This window comes from Rhizobium sp. RU33A (assembly GCF_900156055.1).
GTDB lineage: Bacteria > Pseudomonadota > Alphaproteobacteria > Rhizobiales > Rhizobiaceae > Allorhizobium.
Genome location: NZ_FTMQ01000001.1, coordinates 299,093 through 315,630, shown reverse-complemented (window position 1 = coordinate 315,630; position 16,538 = coordinate 299,093). Strand labels below are relative to the sequence as shown.

General features: G+C 61.9%; 19 protein-coding genes. 11 read left to right on the top strand and 8 right to left on the bottom strand.

Going from position 1 to position 16,538, the window contains the following annotated elements:
• Nucleotides 1-37 precede the first annotated feature (37 nt).
• The 8 genes from BW978_RS01580 (at nt 38) to guaA (ending at nt 8,360) form a co-directional block, all read left to right on the top strand.
• On the top strand, nt 38-1,318 hold the full coding sequence (locus BW978_RS01580) for an imelysin family protein (protein WP_076391598.1): 1,281 nt from the start codon (nt 38-40) through the stop codon (nt 1,316-1,318).
• Nucleotides 1,319-1,402: 84 nt separating this feature from the next.
• The gene (locus BW978_RS01575) at nt 1,403-2,893 is read left to right on the top strand and encodes a di-heme oxidoreductase family protein (RefSeq protein WP_244551895.1); all 1,491 of its coding nucleotides are present in this window, start codon (nt 1,403-1,405) and stop codon (nt 2,891-2,893) included.
• Entirely contained in the window at nt 2,893-3,999 is a 1,107-nt protein-coding gene (locus BW978_RS01570) for an imelysin family protein (RefSeq protein WP_076391594.1), read from the top strand. Before BW978_RS01575 ends, BW978_RS01570 begins: the two co-directional genes overlap by 1 nt.
• Nucleotide 4,000: 1 nt before the next feature.
• Complete coding sequence (locus BW978_RS01565; protein WP_076391592.1) at nt 4,001-5,077, top strand: DUF1513 domain-containing protein; 1,077 nt, start codon at nt 4,001-4,003, stop codon at nt 5,075-5,077.
• Between the two features lie 30 nt (nt 5,078-5,107).
• Nucleotides 5,108-5,569 carry a TspO/MBR family protein gene (locus BW978_RS01560; RefSeq protein WP_083697464.1) on the top strand — a complete coding sequence of 154 codons (462 nt, stop codon included), beginning with the start codon at nt 5,108-5,110 and terminating at the stop codon, nt 5,567-5,569.
• Between the two features lie 67 nt (nt 5,570-5,636).
• The gene (locus tag BW978_RS01555; protein WP_076391590.1) at nt 5,637-6,086 is read left to right on the top strand and encodes a PaaI family thioesterase; all 450 of its coding nucleotides are present in this window, start codon (nt 5,637-5,639) and stop codon (nt 6,084-6,086) included.
• On the top strand, nt 6,083-6,721 hold the full coding sequence (locus BW978_RS01550; RefSeq protein ID WP_076391588.1) for a 5'-methylthioadenosine/S-adenosylhomocysteine nucleosidase: 639 nt from the start codon (nt 6,083-6,085) through the stop codon (nt 6,719-6,721). The genes BW978_RS01555 and BW978_RS01550 overlap by 4 nt, the downstream gene beginning before the upstream one ends.
• Nucleotides 6,722-6,797: 76 nt before the next feature.
• The gene (guaA, locus tag BW978_RS01545) at nt 6,798-8,360 is read left to right on the top strand and encodes a glutamine-hydrolyzing GMP synthase (RefSeq protein ID WP_076391586.1); all 1,563 of its coding nucleotides are present in this window, start codon (nt 6,798-6,800) and stop codon (nt 8,358-8,360) included.
• Nucleotides 8,361-8,389: 29 nt separating this feature from the next.
• Here the strand turns inward: guaA and BW978_RS01540 are convergent, their stop codons facing one another.
• On the bottom strand, nt 8,390-8,980 hold the full coding sequence (locus BW978_RS01540; protein WP_139330257.1) for a hypothetical protein: 591 nt from the start codon (nt 8,978-8,980) through the stop codon (nt 8,390-8,392).
• Between the two features lie 192 nt (nt 8,981-9,172).
• Here BW978_RS01540 and BW978_RS01535 point away from each other — a divergent pair, with 192 nt between their 5' ends.
• The 3 genes from BW978_RS01535 (at nt 9,173) to BW978_RS01525 (ending at nt 11,333) form a co-directional block, all read left to right on the top strand.
• Nucleotides 9,173-9,520, top strand: a complete 348-nt coding sequence (locus BW978_RS01535) for an ArsC family reductase (protein ID WP_076391582.1) — start codon at nt 9,173-9,175, stop codon at nt 9,518-9,520.
• A gap of 4 nt (nt 9,521-9,524) precedes the next feature.
• Nucleotides 9,525-9,998 carry a Cys-tRNA(Pro) deacylase gene (gene ybaK / locus BW978_RS01530; protein ID WP_076391580.1) on the top strand — a complete coding sequence of 158 codons (474 nt, stop codon included), beginning with the start codon at nt 9,525-9,527 and terminating at the stop codon, nt 9,996-9,998.
• Between the two features lie 84 nt (nt 9,999-10,082).
• Nucleotides 10,083-11,333, top strand: a complete 1,251-nt coding sequence (locus tag BW978_RS01525; protein WP_076391578.1) for an aminopeptidase — start codon at nt 10,083-10,085, stop codon at nt 11,331-11,333.
• Nucleotides 11,334-11,343: 10 nt separating this feature from the next.
• Here the strand turns inward: BW978_RS01525 and BW978_RS01520 are convergent, their stop codons facing one another.
• The 7 genes from BW978_RS01520 to xseA form a co-directional block, all read right to left on the bottom strand.
• Nucleotides 11,344-12,462 (bottom strand): endonuclease/exonuclease/phosphatase family protein, encoded by a 1,119-nt coding sequence (locus BW978_RS01520; RefSeq protein ID WP_076391576.1) that lies wholly within the window; start codon nt 12,460-12,462, stop codon nt 11,344-11,346.
• 72 nt (nt 12,463-12,534) lie between these two features.
• Nucleotides 12,535-12,885: a hypothetical protein gene (locus BW978_RS01515; protein ID WP_139330255.1), complete on the bottom strand. Its 351-nt coding sequence runs from the start codon at nt 12,883-12,885 to the stop codon at nt 12,535-12,537.
• 197 nt (nt 12,886-13,082) lie between these two features.
• Nucleotides 13,083-13,463: a DUF6481 family protein gene (locus BW978_RS01510; protein WP_076391572.1), complete on the bottom strand. Its 381-nt coding sequence runs from the start codon at nt 13,461-13,463 to the stop codon at nt 13,083-13,085.
• Nucleotides 13,464-13,490: 27 nt separating this feature from the next.
• Nucleotides 13,491-13,712 carry a hypothetical protein gene (locus BW978_RS01505; RefSeq protein ID WP_054151255.1) on the bottom strand — a complete coding sequence of 74 codons (222 nt, stop codon included), beginning with the start codon at nt 13,710-13,712 and terminating at the stop codon, nt 13,491-13,493.
• Between the two features lie 134 nt (nt 13,713-13,846).
• Nucleotides 13,847-14,056 (bottom strand): cold-shock protein, encoded by a 210-nt coding sequence (locus BW978_RS01500; protein ID WP_006725042.1) that lies wholly within the window; start codon nt 14,054-14,056, stop codon nt 13,847-13,849.
• A gap of 241 nt (nt 14,057-14,297) precedes the next feature.
• Nucleotides 14,298-14,897 (bottom strand): NAD(P)H-dependent oxidoreductase, encoded by a 600-nt coding sequence (locus BW978_RS01495; protein ID WP_076391570.1) that lies wholly within the window; start codon nt 14,895-14,897, stop codon nt 14,298-14,300.
• Complete coding sequence (xseA, locus tag BW978_RS01490) at nt 14,897-16,507, bottom strand: exodeoxyribonuclease VII large subunit (protein ID WP_076391568.1); 1,611 nt, start codon at nt 16,505-16,507, stop codon at nt 14,897-14,899. The genes BW978_RS01495 and xseA overlap by 1 nt, the downstream gene beginning before the upstream one ends.
• Nucleotides 16,508-16,538: the final 31 nt, after the last annotated feature.

Below are 16,538 nucleotides of genomic sequence, written 5' to 3'. Positions count from 1 at the left end.
CAATACGAGGCGTCCATCGGCGCCGAAGGGAGACACCATGATCCGGAAATCCGTCATCGGCGCGTCCGTCGCGCTGCTCGTCACATCGGCTGCGATTTTTGCCGGCCCTGCAGTGGCTGCGCCCGCGCCCAAGGACGTGCTGACGCACTATGCAGAGCTTGCCCATGCCAAGTTCGAGGACTCGCTCTCGACCGCCAAGGCGCTCGATGTGGCCATCGACGCGTTGATCGCGAAGCCCAGCGACGAGACGCTGAAGGCGGCCCGCGCAGCCTGGATTTCCGCCCGCGTGCCCTATCAGCAGACCGAGGTCTATCGCTTCGGCAACCCGATCGTGGACGATTGGGAAGGCAAGGTGAATGCCTGGCCGCTGGATGAAGGCCTGATCGATTACGTCGATGCCGGTTACGGCACCGAGAGTGACGGCAACGCACTTTACGTGGCCAACGTCATCGCCAGCCCGAAGATCAAGATCAATGGCGAAGAGGTCGATGCCTCCAAGATCACGCCGGAGTTTCTCGCCGAGACCCTGCATGAAGCCGGGGAAGTCGAGGCCAATGTCGCAACCGGCTATCACGCCATCGAATTCCTCCTCTGGGGTCAGGACCTGAATGGCACGGGCCCGGGTGCCGGCAACCGCCCCTTCACCGATTATGACACGGCCAATTGCACCAACGGCAATTGCGACCGCCGCGCCGCCTATCTGAAGTCTGCCTCGACGCTGCTGGTGCAGGATCTGGAAGAGATGGTCGTGGCCTGGGCGCCCGAAGGTGAAGCAACGAAGGCCGTTCTCGCCGATGAGCAGAAGGGCATTTCCGCGATCCTCACCGGCATGGGCTCGCTCTCTTACGGTGAACTCGCCGGCGAGCGCATGAAGCTCGGCGTACTCCTGCATGACCCGGAAGAGGAGCATGACTGCTTCTCCGACAACACGCACGCCTCGCATCTGAACGACGCGATCGGCATCGCATCTGCCTATACCGGCGAATACACCCGCGTCGATGGCACGAAGCTCACCGGCCCGTCGCTCTCGGAGCTGGTTGCCGCCAAGGATACCGCGCTCGATGCGGAAATGAAGGGCAAGCTTGAGAAGACGCTCGCTGCCATGAATGCCATGGCCGAGCGGGCAGAGACCAAGGAAGCCTATGACCAGATGATCGGCGAAGGCAATGCCGAGGGCAATGCAACCGTGCAAGCCGCCATTGATGGTTTGATCGACCAGACGCAGTCTATCCAGCGCGTCATTGCGTCGCTGGAGCTCGGCACGATCGAGCTTGAAGGCTCCGACAGCCTTGATAGTCCTGAGGCCGTCTTCCAGTAAGCAGCAAAGGCGGGTCGCCCCTTCCAAGGGAGCGGCCCGATCCCCATCATGAGAACTCGCAAGGCCACCCTCGCCGGCCTCGGCATGCTTTTGACGACGGGCGTCACGATCTCGCCCGTTGCCGCCGGAGAGGCTGCCGGACGAACCGATCTGACGCCGAAGGATATCTCCCGCGTCATCGCCGTCACGCGTCCGACGGAAGACTTCAGCAAGGCCGAGAGTTTTGAACTGATGCAGGGTGGCGCCGGCACATCTCCGCGCGGTGTGAGCGCGGATTCGTTTTCCGATTCCTCCGCCAATATCACCTTTGCCGAAGAGGAAGAGTTCAAGCTCGGCAATGCGCTGTTCCGCAAGCTCTGGGTCTCCTCCCCCTCGTCTACGCAGGCCTCGGACGGCCTCGGCCCTCTCTTCAACGCACGGGCCTGCCAGAGCTGCCATCTGAAGGATGGGCGCGGCCATCCGCCGGAAGGCGACCGCGACCACACCTCGATGTTCTTCCGCCTGGCGCGGCCGGCCGCCACGGCAGAGGAACAGGCAAGACTCGATCGGCTCGACATCGCCTCGCTTCCCGACCCCGTCTATGGCGGGCAGCTGCAGGATCAGGCGGTGCCCGGCATCTCCGCCGAGGGACGCATGGTAATCACCTACACCGAAGAGCCGGTGACGCTATCAGGCGGCGAGACGGTGATGCTGCGCCGCCCCAGCTATTCCGTCACCGACCTCAATTACGGTCCGCTTGATCCGACGACGACCCTTTCCCCGCGCATCGCCAATCCGATGATTGGGCTCGGCCTGATCGAGGCGATCCCCGAGGAAGACATCCGGGCACTCGCCGATCCCGACGACCTTGATGGCGACGGAATTTCCGGACGCGCGGCTCGCGCCCGCGACCACCGGACCGACGAAATAAAGCTCGGTCGTTTCGGCTGGAAGGCTCAGAACGCCTTGGTGCGCGACCAGAGCGCCAGCGCCTTTGTCGGCGATATCGGGATCTCAACGCCCGATGATCCCAGGCATTTCGGCGATTGCACGGACAAGCAGACCGCCTGCCTCGAAGCCGCGACAGGTGTCCAGCCTCGGCTGGGCGATACGGAAGGTCCTGATCCGGTGCTCGATCTCGTGACCTTCTATGCCAAGAACCTGGCCCTGCCGAAGCGGCGCAACGTGGACGATGCCCAGGTGCTGCGTGGCAAGGAGATCTTCTACGAGAGCGGCTGTATCGCCTGCCATCGGCCGAAATTCGTGACGAGCCGAAACGCCGAGAACAAGGCGCAGGCCTTTCAGCTGATCTGGCCCTATTCCGATTTCCTGCTGCATGACATGGGCGAGGGCCTCGCCGACAACCAGCCGGTCGGAGATGCGACGGGACGGGAATGGCGCACGCCGCCGCTCTGGGGTATCGGCCTCACGCAAGAGGTGAGCGGCCACAGTTTCTTCCTGCATGACGGGCGGGCGCGAAACCTCATCGAGGCCATTCTCTGGCATGGCGGCGAGGCTGAGGCCGCCCGTAATGCTTTTGCCGCGGCCAATACCGAGGAACGCAAGGCCTTGATCACGTTTCTGGAGTCTCTCTGATGCGGTTATTCACGCGCCTCGCTCTTCTCTCCACGATGTTGCTGCCACTGCCAGCCCTGGCGCAGGAATCGAACTCGACTGTCGGCGTGCTCGACGCCGCCAAGGTGCCGGGCGTGATGGCGCGGGCCGTCGACGGTTTCATCCGTCCGGGTTATCGCCATTTCACCGATCAGGCCACTGCCATGCAGGGCGCGATGCAGTCGCTGTGCAGTGCTCCGTCACCCCAGACGCCCGACGGCGCACACAAGGCCTTCGGCGACGTGGTCGAAGCTTGGTCGCGCATCGAGATCGTCCGCGTCGGACCAGCCATCGAAGACAACCGCTTCGAACGCATCCTGTTCTTCCCCGACCGCAAGGGTACCGGGTTGAAACAGGTGCAGGCAGCGCTCGCCAAGCTGGACCCGAGCGTCACTTCGGTCGAGACGTTAAAGGGCAAGAGCGTCGCCATGCAGGGGCTCGGCGCGCTGGAATTCGTGCTTTTCGGAACCGGCTCGGAGACGCTCACGACCACCGAAGGCCATTACCGCTGCCAGTATGGCACCGCGATTGCGGCCAATCTGCAGCGGCTTGGCGCGGAACTCTCCGCCGCCTGGGATGCGCCGGATGGTGTTGCGGCGGCCTGGAAGACGCCGGGACCCAATAACCCGCTCTACCGCGACGAGGCGGAGGCCGCCAAGGAACTGCTCGGCGTGCTCGTGCATGCTGCCGAGACGATTCGCGACCAGCGCATTGAGCAATTCTACAAGGGCGATCCGAAAAAGGCCCTGCCCCGCCAGGCGATCTACTGGCGTTCGGGCAATACTTTCCGCTCGATCACGGCCAATATCGAAGGCCTGCGCGACCTGCTCGACACCTCGGGCATGGTAGACCTGCTCGCGGAGGGCAATCGCTCGGTCGTCTCCTCGACAGATTTCGTTGCAAGGTCCCTCTCGCGCGTGTCGGCCGATATCAAGCCAGATGTCGCCGCCGTCATCGAGGATCCGGCCCAGATCGCCAAGCTCGACTTCCTGCTGCTCAACAGTCGCGACCTGATCCTCAGGCTCAACAACGATCTCGGTGGCGGCATCGGACTTGCCGCCGGCTTCTCCTTCTCCGACGGCGACTGAGATGATCGCCACGCCGCTCATTGATCGCCGTGCCTTCCTGCGCTCGGCTGGCCTCGCCTTTATGGCAAGTCTGGCGCCGCGTTCGGCCTTTGCGCTGGAGCGTGCGGATGCCGTCTATGCCAGTGGGCTGAAGCGCGCGGATGGCTCCTTTGCCATCGGCCTCGTCAGCGAGGCGGGCAGCCTGATCGACGAAATCGCGCTGCCCGGCCGTGTCCACGGGCTCTGCCACAGTGCTGCAAATGGGCTTTCGGTTGCCTTTGCCCGGCGGCCAGGGACCTTTGCCGTCATCTTTGATGCCAAGAAATCCGTTGAGCCGCGCATCATCGCGGCAACGGAGGGACGCCACTTTTTTGGCCATGGCGCCTTCTCGCCGGACGGTCGGCACTTCTATGCCAGCGAAAACGACTTCGACGCCAATGCCGGCGTGATCGGGATCTATGACTGCATCTCTGGCTTCGAACGCGTGGGTGAGGTGCCGGCCCATGGCATTGGCACGCATGACATCACCGTCACGGCAGATGGTCTCCTGGTCATCGCCAATGGCGGGATCGAAACGCATCCGGATTTCGGGCGCACCAAGCTCAATCTCGACCACATGGAGCCCTCGCTGGTTCTGACCGATGCCAAGACCGGGGTACTGATCGAGAAGCATGTCTTGCCGCCAGAACTGCGCCAGCTCTCCACCCGGCATCTCGATGTGGCGTCGGATGGCCGGATATGGTTCGCCTGCCAGTATGAGGGCCCACGCACGGATCGGCCGCCGCTGGTCGGGCATTTCGCTAAGGGCGTTCCCGTCTCCTATGTCCGGCTTCCCGACGAGACGACCGACCGGCTCGGCAATTATGTCGGCGCCATCGCCGTCAACCGGGCAGAAGGCCTCGTCGGCATCGCCTCGCCGAAGAACGGGCTCTGGGCGGTGCTGGATGGCAAGGACGGTCGCCTCCTGGCCGAAACGGTATTGACGGATGCGGCGGGCATTGCCCCCTCGCCCACAAGCTTCGCCGTCTCTTCCTATCGTGGCGATTTCCTCGACCGAAACACCGAGATTGCCTGGGACCAGCATATCATCCGCCTCTGAAGGCTGGCAGAACTAGCAGTGGAACACTAGATGACCTCCATGTCCAAGATCCTGAGCTACATCCTCTTCATCGGTTTCGTCGTCGGCGCGGGCCTTCTCGCTGGCCTTACCAATCCGCCGGGCGACTGGTTTCAGTCGCTCGAAAAACCGTTCTTCAACCCGCCCGCCTGGCTCTTCGGCCCGGTCTGGACGACGCTGTACGTGTTGATCGGCGTGGCTGGCGCCCGGATCTGGCAGCGCGCACCGAAATCGGCTGCCATGCAGCTCTGGTTCGCGCAGATGGCCTTCAACCTGATGTGGTCGCCCGCCTTCTTCGGTCTGCAGAACCCGGAACTGGGACTTGTCGTCATCGCCGGCATGCTGGTGACGATCATCGCCTTCATGATCAAGGCGAGGCCCATCGACCGGATCTCAACCCTGCTCTTCGTGCCCTATCTCGCCTGGGTCACGTTCGCCGGCATTCTCAATCTCAGCCTGGCCTGGCTGAACTGAATTTGCCGATCGCCGGCTTGCCTGCCTGGAACGACCGTGCCAATTTCGCCGCCGAAGGGGATAAGGCATGGTGGACTACGATCAGGAAGCCGTCGAGACACGGATCCGACAGAGTTTTGCGCGTCAGGGGGCAATGGAAACGCTTGGGGCGGAGCTTTCGCGCGTCAGCCCCGGCGTCGTCGAGATCGAACTCGAATATGACCGCAAGCTCACCCAGCAACACGGTTTTCTGCATGCAGGCGTGATCTCCGCCGCGCTCGACACCGCCTGCAGCTATGCGGCCTATACGGTGACAACGCCTGAGGTCTCGCTGCTCACCATCGAATTCAAGGTGAATCTGATGTCGCCCGGACGCGGCGAGCGTTTCCTGTTTCGCGGCGAAATCACTAAGCCCGGCTCCAACATCATCGTCGCCGACGGACGCGGTTATGCGCTGACCGATGGTCCGGCCAAGCTGATTGCCTCGATGACAAGCACGATGATGGTCATCCGCGGGCGGGAGGGGATTTCCGGATGACGTATGATATGAAGCCGATCGCCGGAAAGACCGTGCTCTTCGTCATGGCAGCCGATGCCGAATACGGCGTCTTCCTGCGCACCCGCATCTCGCCTTTGATGACCGGTGTCGGACCGGTGGAGGCAGCCGTCGTGCTGACGAAGGAACTCGCCCGCCTGTCGAGCCACGACGACCTGCCGAACCTCGTGGTCTCGCTGGGTTCAGCCGGATCGGCCACACTCGAACAGGCGGAAATCTATCAGGTCTCGGCCGTCTCTTACCGCGACATGGATGCCTCCGCCTTCGGTTTTGAGAAGGGCAAGACGCCGTTCCTCGATCTCCCCGTCTCCGTCGAACTGCCGCTGCGCATTCCCGGCATTCCGACAGCAACACTCTCGACCGGCGCGAATGTCGTCTCTGGTGCCGCCTATCAGTCGATCGACGCAGAGATGGTCGACATGGAGACCTTTGCCATCCTGCGCGCCTGCCAGAGCTTCGGCATTCCGCTGATCGGGCTGCGCGGCATTTCCGACGGCCGCCACGACGTCAACCACATCGACGACTGGACGCAATATCTGCATGTCATCGACAAGAAGCTGGCGCTTGCCGTCGACGGCTTGCAGACGGCGTTGGAAGACGGCGTCTTCTGGTTCTGAGCGGCTGCACAAAAATTCGAGATTCTCTGGGCGATCTGCCATTGAAACAGGGCGCCTTTTTCTTTAAAGGCTCGCCATGACCCAGACAGCACATCCCGACAGTGTTCTCATCGTCGATTTCGGCAGCCAGGTAACGCAGCTGATCGCCCGCCGCGTTCGTGAATCCGGCGTCTATTGCGAAATCGTCCCCTTCCAGTCCGCCGAAGAAGGCTTCCACCGGTTGAAGCCCAAGGCGATCATCCTGTCGGGAAGCCCCGCTTCCACGCTCGATGAGGGAAGCCCCCGCGCGCCGCAGGTGCTGTTCGACAGCGGTCTTCCAATCTTCGGCATCTGCTATGGCCAGCAGACCATGTGCGCCCAGCTCGGCGGCAAGGTCGAAGGCGGCCATCACCGCGAATTCGGCCGCGCTTTCCTCGAGGTCGAACAGGATTGCGACCTGTTCAGCGGCCTCTGGTCGGTCGGTTCCCGCCACCAGGTGTGGATGTCCCATGGCGACCGCGTCACCGCGATCCCGCCGGGCTTCAAGGTGCTCGCCACCTCGTCCAACGCGCCGTTTGCCTTCATCGCCGACGAGGCACGCAAGTATTACGCCGTGCAGTTCCATCCGGAAGTCGTTCACACCCCCGATGGCGCGAAGCTCATCCAGAACTTCGTGCAGAACATCGCCGGCGTGAAGGGCGACTGGACCATGCATGCCTATCGCCAGAAGGCGGTGGAGCAGATCCGCGCCCAGGTCGGCGACAAGCGCGTCATCTGCGCTCTCTCGGGCGGCGTCGACTCGTCCGTCGCAGCGCTGCTGATCCACGAGGCGGTCGGCGATCAGCTGACCTGCATCCTCGTCGACCACGGCCTGATGCGCAAGAACGAGGCAGCCGACGTCGTTGCCATGTTCAAGGAGCACTACAACCTGCACCTCATCCATGTGGATGCCGTCGACAAGTTCGTCGGCGAGCTGGAAGGTGTTTCCGACCCGGAAACCAAGCGCAAGATTATCGGCCGCCTGTTCATCGAGACCTTCGACGAAGAGGCGAAGAAGCTCGGCGGCGCGGATTTCCTCGGCCAGGGCACGCTCTATCCCGACGTGATCGAAAGCGTTTCCTTCACCGGCGGCCCGTCTGTGACGATCAAGAGCCACCACAATGTCGGCGGTCTGCCCGAGCGCATGAAGATGCAGCTCGTCGAACCCTTGCGCGAACTCTTCAAGGACGAAGTGCGCGTGCTCGGCAAGGAGCTCGGCCTGCCGGATAGCTTCATCGGCCGCCACCCCTTCCCGGGTCCGGGCCTTGCCATCCGCTGCCCGGGCGGTGTGACCCGCGAAAAGCTCGACATCCTGCGCGAAGCCGATGCCATCTATCTCGACGAGATCCGCAAGGCCGGGCTCTACGACGCGATCTGGCAGGCCTTTGCCGTGCTCCTGCCGGTCCAGACCGTCGGCGTCATGGGCGATGGCCGCACCTACGAGTTCGTCTGTGCGCTGCGCGCCGTCACCTCGGTCGACGGCATGACCGCCGACTTTTACCACTACGACATGGAATTCCTCGGACGGGCTGCCACCCGCATCATCAACGAGGTCCGCGGCATCAACCGCGTCGTCTACGACGTGACGTCCAAGCCGCCGGGCACGATCGAGTGGGAGTGAGGCAAGCGCCTCATCCCAAGACTCCGTTTTTATTGGCCTAGTCTGGTCCACGCATCATACAGTTTTTCAACAGCGGTAGCGATTTCTACCGCTGTTGAAGACAATGTTCGGAGGCCGCTGAACAGAGTCCCGATCACGGTGGCACTAGGCTGTTTTGCCGAGGCTTGTTGAGCTATTGCGTCAATCACCTCAACGATCTGTCGCTTAGCGTCGTCATCAACTGACGCTTCCTGCAAGACTGCGTCAGTTAAATCCTTCAACCGCGCACCGAACTCTTCCGCGTCAGTGCCTACGGACATCGTAATCGCAGCGTCGATTTTAGCCAAATTGCCTGTGTTGATAACACCGACATTTGAGTTCGTGACATGTATATTGTTATAGGTTCGGAAGCTGGACGTAGCCTTAGCGATATCAGCCACAGGTATTCTCCCTACTGTTCCACCGAGTGGCATGACAGCATCCATGTCATCCATCGCTTGATTGAGCATCGCCGCAGATTTCAGCCAATTTCGAAAACTTATGTCTTCCACGATAGCGTAACAACTGAGGCATAGAGGGATGCCGGGGCTCTGATCCCCAACCGTATAAAGTGCCAAGCGAGAGCAGTTTGAGCATTTCATGGGTTGCATCCTAACCTGGACAATTCAACCGACGCAACGATTGAATTAGACAGAAGCATTTGGTGTCAGTTGGAAGCGATTGCAGCAACTATCCCAGTCATTTATTTGCGACACGGAACACTCGTGCGCAACTGCTTGGAATTCTTAAGGCGACTTGCTATTCGTCGAATAGCGTTTTCAAGGATCTAAGCTATGACCACCATCTACGGCATCAAGAACTGCGACACGATGAAGAAGGCGCGCACCTGGCTCGAGACCCAAGGCGTGGCGCATGACTTCCACGACTACAAGGCCAAGGGCATCGATGCGGCAACCCTCGACGGCTGGATCGGCAAGGTCGGTTGGGAGGTGCTGCTCAACAAGGCCGGCACCACCTTCAAGAAGCTCGATGACGCGCAGAAGGAAGGGCTCAATGCCGCAATGGCCAAGGCGCTGATGCTGGAGCAACCGTCGATGATCAAGCGTCCGGTGCTCGATGTGGATGGCCAGCTTGTCGTCGGCTTCAAGCCCGAGATCTATCAGCAGACCTTCAAGGCCTGATCCCATGGCGAAGACCACGCGCGCCACGCAGTTTCTCGACAAGGCCGGCGTCGCCTATACCACAGCGACGTATGACTACGACCCGAATGCCGAGCGCATCGGGCTGCAGGCGGCAGAGGCGATCGGCGAGCATCCGTCGCGGGTGCTGAAAACGCTGATGGCAGAGCTCGACGGCAAGCCGATCTGCGTCGTCGTGCCCTCCGACAAGGAGGTCTCGATGAAGAAGCTGGCGAGCGCCTTCGGCGGCAAATCTGCGGCGATGATGAAGCCGGCCAATGCCGAGAAGCTCACCGGCTTCGTCGTCGGCGGCATCAGCCCCTTCGGCCAGAAAAAGCAGGTGCCGACAGCCATCGAGATCTCAGCTATGGATGAGGCACTCGTCTACATGAATGGCGGTCAGCGCGGGTTGCAGGTGCGGCTCTCGCCGCAGGATGCGCTTGAGGCGCTTGGCGCGATTGCGGCACCGCTCACCGCCTGACCTGACCCATGGTTTCCGCCCATGGTCTGGACTTCGCCATCTTTCCCCTTAAGTCTGGCCCAACAGTCAAAACAGGAATGCCCCATGACCCTTCCCGATCTCTCCGGTTCCATCGATCCTGTAAAACTCGACAAACTCGCCGAGGTGGCGATCAAGGTCGGGCTGCAGCTGCAGAAGGGCCAGGACCTGGTGCTGACGGCCCCGCTGGTCGCCGTGCCGCTGGTGCGGCTGATCACGGCACATGCTTACCAAGCTGGAGCCTCGACGGTCACCACCTTCTATTCGGACGAGGAGACGACGCTGGCGCGGTATCGCCATGGTCATGACGAAAGCTTCGACCGCGCGCCGAACTGGCTCTTTGACGGCATGGCCAAGGCCTATGAGAACGGGGCCGCGCGCCTGGCGATCGCCGGCGACAATCCGCTGCTGCTGGCGCAGGAGGACCCTGCCAAGGTCGGGCGCGCCAACAAGGCGACCTCGATCGCCTACAAGCCGGCGCTGGAGCATATCTCCAATTTCGACATCAACTGGAATATCTGCTCCTATCCGAACCCGTCCTGGGCGAAGGTCGTCTTCCCTGACATGCCGATCGAAGAGGCCGTACGCAAGCTGGCCGATGCCATCTTCGCCGCGTCCCGCGTCGACCGTGACGATCCGATCTCCGCCTGGGCCGATCACAATGCGGAACTCAAGAAGCGCTCGACCTGGCTAAACGGCGAGCGTTTTGCAGCCCTGCGTTTCACCGGCCCCGGCACCGATCTGACGGTTGGCCTCGCAGACGGCCACGAATGGCATGGCGGCGCGTCAACGGCGAAGAACGGCGTGACCTGCAATCCGAACATTCCGACGGAAGAGGTCTTCACCACGCCGCATGCGTTGAAGGTGGAGGGTCATGTCTCCTCGACGAAGCCGCTCAGCCATCAGGGCACGCTGATTGACGACATCCAGGTGCGTTTCGAAGGCGGACGCATCGTCGAGGCAAAAGCGTCGAAGGGCGAGGCCGTGCTCAACAAGGTGCTCGACACCGACGAGGGTGCGCGGCGCCTCGGCGAAGTGGCGCTCGTGCCGCATTCCTCGCCTATTTCCGCTTCAGGCGTCCTGTTCTACAACACGCTGTTCGATGAGAATGCCTCTTGCCATATCGCGCTCGGCCAGTGCTATTCGAAGTGCTTCCTTGATGGCGCCTCGCTCAGCCAGGACCAGATCAAGGCGCAGGGCGGCAATTCCTCGCTGATCCACATCGACTGGATGATCGGCTCGGGCCAGGTGGATATCGACGGCATTCGCGCCGACGGCTCGAAGGTACCCGTCATGCGTCAAGGCGAATGGGCTTAAGACCTCTGCCTCAGAGGTCGAGATCGACAAAGAGTGCCGCATGATCGGAGGCCGCATCCTGCGGCCTCTTCAGCTCCTCATAGGTGTCCCAGCGCTTCGGCCTCGACCCCGGCCACATGCCGGTGCGGATCACCCCGCCCTTTTCCACCTTTGCGAAAAGCTTCGGCGACAGCAGCATGTAATCGATCTTGTTGCCCGGGTTCGATAGGCCGTAGGTGCCTTCAAATCCTCCGTTATCGAACGCGGGATGATTGAAGGCATCGATCATACCGCCATGCTGCACAAGAGGGCTCAAGGGATCGCTGTCGGGCGTATCATTGAGGTCACCGATCACGGCGGCATGATCCCAACCTTCGGCGAGGCGCTCCTTGACGATCTCGGCGACACGCGAGGCCTGGGCCTTGCGGCGGCGGTCGGACTCGGCTTTGCCGCCGAAACCCTTGCTCTTGAAGTGGTTGACCATCACCAGCAGCCTGTTGCCGCTTGCGGTCGTCACCTCGAATTCCGGGCAGTCGCGGGAGAAGGTGATGCGGTCGCTGCCATCGGGCAGCCGGTCGTCCACATGGCTGCGCATCCGGCCGATCGGGAATAGCGGACCGGACATCAGGCCGACATCGATGCCGCGCTCGTCATTGCCATCGATCAGCATCACATGGCGAAACGGCATGCCCCCGACCGAGGCGAGGATCTCGTCGCTGAAGGCCTTGAGCACGGGCCGGCTTTCCGCCTCGACCACGCCCAGCACGTCCGCCTTCAGGTCGCGGATCACGCGTGCCGTGTTGCGCATCGCATGCTCGTTGATGGGTTCATCGCGCAGTTCAAGAGAGCCGACCCAATCGGCACGACCAGATGCGGTGATCTCGATACCGCCCGTCTTCGGCCGCTTTAGCAGGCCGCCACGATTGCGGCGCAGGATGACGAAGGGTCCGGTGTCGCTCTTTTCCATTCCGAGCTCGACAATCAGATCCGCCATCTTCCCGCGGTCAGCCGGCATGTAGTTGACCTTGCCGAGCAAGGCGTTCAATGCCGCGAATTTCTCGAGAACAGGGCGCCCCTCCTCCCAGGTCTCCAGGTTCATCGCCTTGGCGCGATCGAACAGGTTCTCGACGTTGTAGACTGCAAGGCGCATCACTCCCTCCCAGGCTCTCGATCTGGGAGGGACTCATATCAGACATTTGTGATGCGCGCAGTCTAATGCCACTCATCGATAGTAGACGATCTTGCCGCCATTGAGGGCAGTCTGGACCCACAAGACGTTGTGCGCGGCAATGCCACGGACCTCGAGCGCGGCAGACAGGCTCGGGTCTTCCGTTACGGCCGCCTGGGCAAGCCGCATGCTGTTGCCGGTGGGGTAGGTGACCTGTATCGGATAGGAATGACGGTCGAAACCGCCGCGATCGACGCGGATGGCGGTGACATTGCCATTATACTGCTTGCCGAAGAGGATTTCGCGGGGCGTCCAGCCGCTGGCCTCGACATAGGTCGCGGCACCTGCTGGAAGGGCGGCGAAGGTTGCCGCAGCAAGGGCTGCGGCGACGATAAGTTTCTTCATGGTGATCATTCTCCTTTTCGCCAGATGCTTGGGAGCACATCCGGCTTCGTCTGCGCATGTGGCGATCGAGAGAATGGTTTTCCAGTATAATCACATCAGCTTGATCGGTTGTGCGCAACCGATCGCGGTGACGGAGTGTTCACGTCCGACCGATCCGGGCCACCACAACGCAGCCCGACGACGGATTGTGACGGCAATCAGCCCTGGCGGGCCTTGCGGGCGGCGTAGCGACGGTCGCGCTCGGCCTTGCGGGCGGCTTCGTCTTCGACAACGCGACTGATGCGCGATGCTTCCGCGTGTTCGCGGGCGTCCTTTTCGGCATTTGCCGCAGCGATCGCTGCTTCTTCGCGTTCGCGTGCTTCCTGCTCGGCCCGGACCTTTTCCTCGGCCTTCAGGCGGTCGCGTTCGGCATGGCGCTTGACGCGCTCTTCGGCACGGGCAGCGCGCTCCGCCATACGTGCTTCGCGCTCTGGATCGGCAGCGGCATGAGCGGCCTTGTAAGCCTGAAGCAGTGCTGCCTTGGCGTCGGTTGCGGTGGTGCGGCGCTCGGCGAGGCCATGGTCTCTCGTAAATTTCATTGGGGCTCCGATCTCTTGGAACTGGGATTAGGTACGGGCGCGTTTGGCGACGAGGGCCGCCGTTGCGCTTTCGCGCGCTTCGCGTTCGCGTGTCAGACGGGCTTCGCGCAGACGCAGCGTCTTCTCGTCGCGGGCTGAGGTGATTGCATCCTGCTCGTCGATCGCGCGACCGCGGGCCAGAAACTGAGACTGCGTCTTCGCAAAGGCGAGTTCGGCTGTCTGGCGCGACTTGGTGAGTTGCTCGGTCATGTCATCTCCTTTCAGGAGGCTTGCCCATGTCGGGCAATAAAAAAAGGCCAGGCAAACCGCCTGACCTTCCGTGGGATCGTGCCTTCGACAGTGCCAGTACATCCGTGGTCAAAGGAAAGCGGATCCCGGATCTATCAGGCTGCCTGCAGGTTGCAGGCCGACATCTTGCCCGACTTGTTGTCGCGCTCCATGTCGTAAGCCAGCTTCTGGCCTTCAACGATTTCGCGCATGCCGGAGCGTTCAACTGCCGAGATGTGAACGAATGCGTCAGGGCCGCCGTTGTCAGGCTGAATGAAGCCGAAGCCCTTGGTGGAATTAAACCATTTTACTGTGCCAGTGGTCATGATGAACCCTTTCATAGCGTAGAGAGTGCCCCAGCGCGGATGCGCTGTGGAGGTAACGATTTTTGAAAGGAAGGTTCGACAGGGCGCAAATGATGCGCGGTAACCAAAGCTCAGCAAGCAAATATCGATGACCATTAGATAGACGCGTTTCTAATGAATGTCAACCATCGGTTTCCATTCCATCTCAAATCTCAATCAAAAGTGTAATTTGCGCGAATGCAACCGTATCCCGTTTTCTGGATCAAATGCTCGCGAAAGCGGCCCTGAGTTTCACCAGGAAGCGCTTGCGCTTTTCATCCGTCGCGCGGTCCATGTCGTGCAACGCCAGCATGCGGAAATCGACGGACTTGGCGCAGAAGGCGGCCACGCCACGCTTCATGATCCGCCTGACCGGGTTGCCCATGTAGAGATGCACGACCCACCACGGAGAACCGGTCGAGGTCACGACCCAGAAGCTGCGGATATGGGTCATCAGCGGCACAATGCGTCCGCCGGCCTTGTCATGCTCGAAGGCAACGCCCGGCACGAAGATGCGGTCGATGAAGCCCTTCATGATGGCCGGCAGATTGAACCACCATTGCGGAAAGACGAGCACGAGACCATCGGCTGCCTTCAGTCGCTCGACAATGCCTGAGACGTCTTCCGACGGTTGATAGCCCGGCTCCATGTAGCCGGCACGCTCGGCAGCCGAGAGGCGCGGGTCGAAATCCTCAGCGTAGAGGTCGAGCAGATCGACTGCATGCCCCTGTCCTTCCAGCGTTTCGACCACCGTTCTCGCTGCAGATGCGGCAAAGCTTTGCGGCAGCGGATGAGCGAGCACGACCAGAAAGCGGCGTGACATCAGAACAGGCTCCCCTGCCCGGCCGGAGGCTCGCTCTTGCGCGCCGGCCTGGACACAGCGGCTGCGCGGGCAGGCTGCGGAGCCGACGGCTCCGGCGGGGATACACCTTCGCCGGCGACGGCACCTACGCGGCCATCGGCGAATTCGATCGCGATCGCCTGGCCATGCGACAGTCTGTCGGCGCGCGAAACCGGGCGATCATTCTCGTCGCGGATCACGGCATAACCGCGCGCCAGTACGTTCTTGTAGGAGAGTGACTGCAGCACGCGGTCCTGCGACACCAGTGACTGTCGGGCACGGCGCAGGTCGTTCATCACGGCGCTGTCGGCACGGCGACCGAGACTTTCCAGCCTGTCCTTCGAGCGCTCCGTCATCGCCTTCAGCCGCGCCGGGACTGCCGTCAACGTTGCATCGAAGCGTCCAAGGCGGGCCTTGTTGCGCTCGATCAGCCGCTCGATGACCCGTTCGGCGCGCACGGCATTTTCCGTGAGTTTCTGCTTACGCTCCACCAGTCGGCGCGCCAGCATGTCGGGCGACAGTTTCGCCGCCGCGCGCTCGAAGCTGCGGCGCTTGTTCATTGTGTTTAGTTCGAGGCTTCGCCCGAGACCTGCAGCCGCCTCGTCAAAGCGACGACGCGGCAAGGCCAGCAACTGGTCCAGCGAAGGCAGTGCCCGCACCAGGCTGCGCAGGTTCTGGCGGCGATTGTCCATCTGGCGGTTCATCGCACCGGAGAGCCGGGCAGACAGCGTGGCCACCTGCGCCTCAAGATCCGCCTTCACGGGCACGGCCATTTCCGCCGCGCCCGTTGGGGTCGGTGCGCGGACGTCTGCCGCATAGTCGATCAGCGTCCAGTCGGTCTCGTGGCCGACGGCCGAGATCAGTGGAATGCTGCTCGCAGCCGCCGCGCGGACCACGGCCTCGTCGTTGAAACTCCAGAGGTCCTCGAGGCTGCCGCCGCCGCGCGCCACGATCAGCACGTCCGGTCGCGGCATCGGACCGCCATGCTCCAACGCGTTGAAACCCTGGATCGCGTTTGCCACCTCGTCGCCGGAGCCTTCGCCCTGCACCTTGACCGGCCAGACCAGCACATGCACGGGGAAGCGGTCGGAGATGCGGTGCAGGATATCGCGTATGACAGCACCGGTCGGCGAAGTCACGACGCCTATCACCTTCGGTAGAAAGGGCAGGAGCTGCTTGCGAGCGGGGTCGAACAGGCCCTCGGCCGTAAAGCGGCGCTTACGCTCCTCGATCAGGGCCATCAGGGCGCCTGCACCGGCCGGCTCCATCTGCTCGATGACGATCTGGTATTTCGACGAACCCGGAAAGGTCGTTACCTTGCCGGTGGCGATCACCTCCATCCCCTCTTCAGGGCGATATTTCAGCTTGGAAAAGGAGCCTTTCCAAATCACCGCATCAATGCGCGCCTTGTCGTCCTTCAGGCTGAAATAGGCATGGCCCGAGGAATGCGGTCCGCGATAACCGGAGATTTCGCCGCGTACCCGCACATGGTCGAAGGATGTTTCGATGGTGCGCTTGATCGAGCCCGAAAGCTCCGAAACGGAAAATTCGGTGAGGTTCGTCGGCGAATCGTTGTCGAAGAAATTGCTCATGCCCCTTCCCTAGCGGAAAACGGGGCCAAGA

Excerpts from the sequence above, each read along its gene's own strand:
- BW978_RS01580 (WP_076391598.1), top strand. The coding sequence starts at position 38 with ATGATCCGGAAATCCGTCATCGGCGCGTCCGTCGCGCTGCTCGTCACA.
- BW978_RS01575 (WP_244551895.1), top strand. The coding sequence starts at position 1,403 with ATGCTTTTGACGACGGGCGTCACGATCTCGCCCGTTGCCGCCGGAGAG.
- BW978_RS01570 (WP_076391594.1), top strand. The coding sequence starts at position 2,893 with ATGCGGTTATTCACGCGCCTCGCTCTTCTCTCCACGATGTTGCTGCCA.
- BW978_RS01565 (WP_076391592.1), top strand. The coding sequence starts at position 4,001 with ATGATCGCCACGCCGCTCATTGATCGCCGTGCCTTCCTGCGCTCGGCT.
- BW978_RS01560 (WP_083697464.1), top strand. The coding sequence starts at position 5,108 with ATGACCTCCATGTCCAAGATCCTGAGCTACATCCTCTTCATCGGTTTC.
- BW978_RS01555 (WP_076391590.1), top strand. The coding sequence starts at position 5,637 with ATGGTGGACTACGATCAGGAAGCCGTCGAGACACGGATCCGACAGAGT.
- BW978_RS01550 (WP_076391588.1), top strand. The coding sequence starts at position 6,083 with ATGACGTATGATATGAAGCCGATCGCCGGAAAGACCGTGCTCTTCGTC.
- guaA (WP_076391586.1), top strand. The coding sequence starts at position 6,798 with ATGACCCAGACAGCACATCCCGACAGTGTTCTCATCGTCGATTTCGGC.
- BW978_RS01540 (WP_139330257.1), bottom strand. The coding sequence starts at position 8,980 with ATGAAATGCTCAAACTGCTCTCGCTTGGCACTTTATACGGTTGGGGAT.
- BW978_RS01535 (WP_076391582.1), top strand. The coding sequence starts at position 9,173 with ATGACCACCATCTACGGCATCAAGAACTGCGACACGATGAAGAAGGCG.
- ybaK (WP_076391580.1), top strand. The coding sequence starts at position 9,525 with ATGGCGAAGACCACGCGCGCCACGCAGTTTCTCGACAAGGCCGGCGTC.
- BW978_RS01525 (WP_076391578.1), top strand. The coding sequence starts at position 10,083 with ATGACCCTTCCCGATCTCTCCGGTTCCATCGATCCTGTAAAACTCGAC.
- BW978_RS01520 (WP_076391576.1), bottom strand. The coding sequence starts at position 12,462 with ATGCGCCTTGCAGTCTACAACGTCGAGAACCTGTTCGATCGCGCCAAG.
- BW978_RS01515 (WP_139330255.1), bottom strand. The coding sequence starts at position 12,885 with ATGAAGAAACTTATCGTCGCCGCAGCCCTTGCTGCGGCAACCTTCGCC.
- BW978_RS01510 (WP_076391572.1), bottom strand. The coding sequence starts at position 13,463 with ATGAAATTTACGAGAGACCATGGCCTCGCCGAGCGCCGCACCACCGCA.
- BW978_RS01505 (WP_054151255.1), bottom strand. The coding sequence starts at position 13,712 with ATGACCGAGCAACTCACCAAGTCGCGCCAGACAGCCGAACTCGCCTTT.
- BW978_RS01500 (WP_006725042.1), bottom strand. The coding sequence starts at position 14,056 with ATGACCACTGGCACAGTAAAATGGTTTAATTCCACCAAGGGCTTCGGC.
- BW978_RS01495 (WP_076391570.1), bottom strand. The coding sequence starts at position 14,897 with ATGTCACGCCGCTTTCTGGTCGTGCTCGCTCATCCGCTGCCGCAAAGC.
- xseA (WP_076391568.1), bottom strand. The coding sequence starts at position 16,507 with ATGAGCAATTTCTTCGACAACGATTCGCCGACGAACCTCACCGAATTT.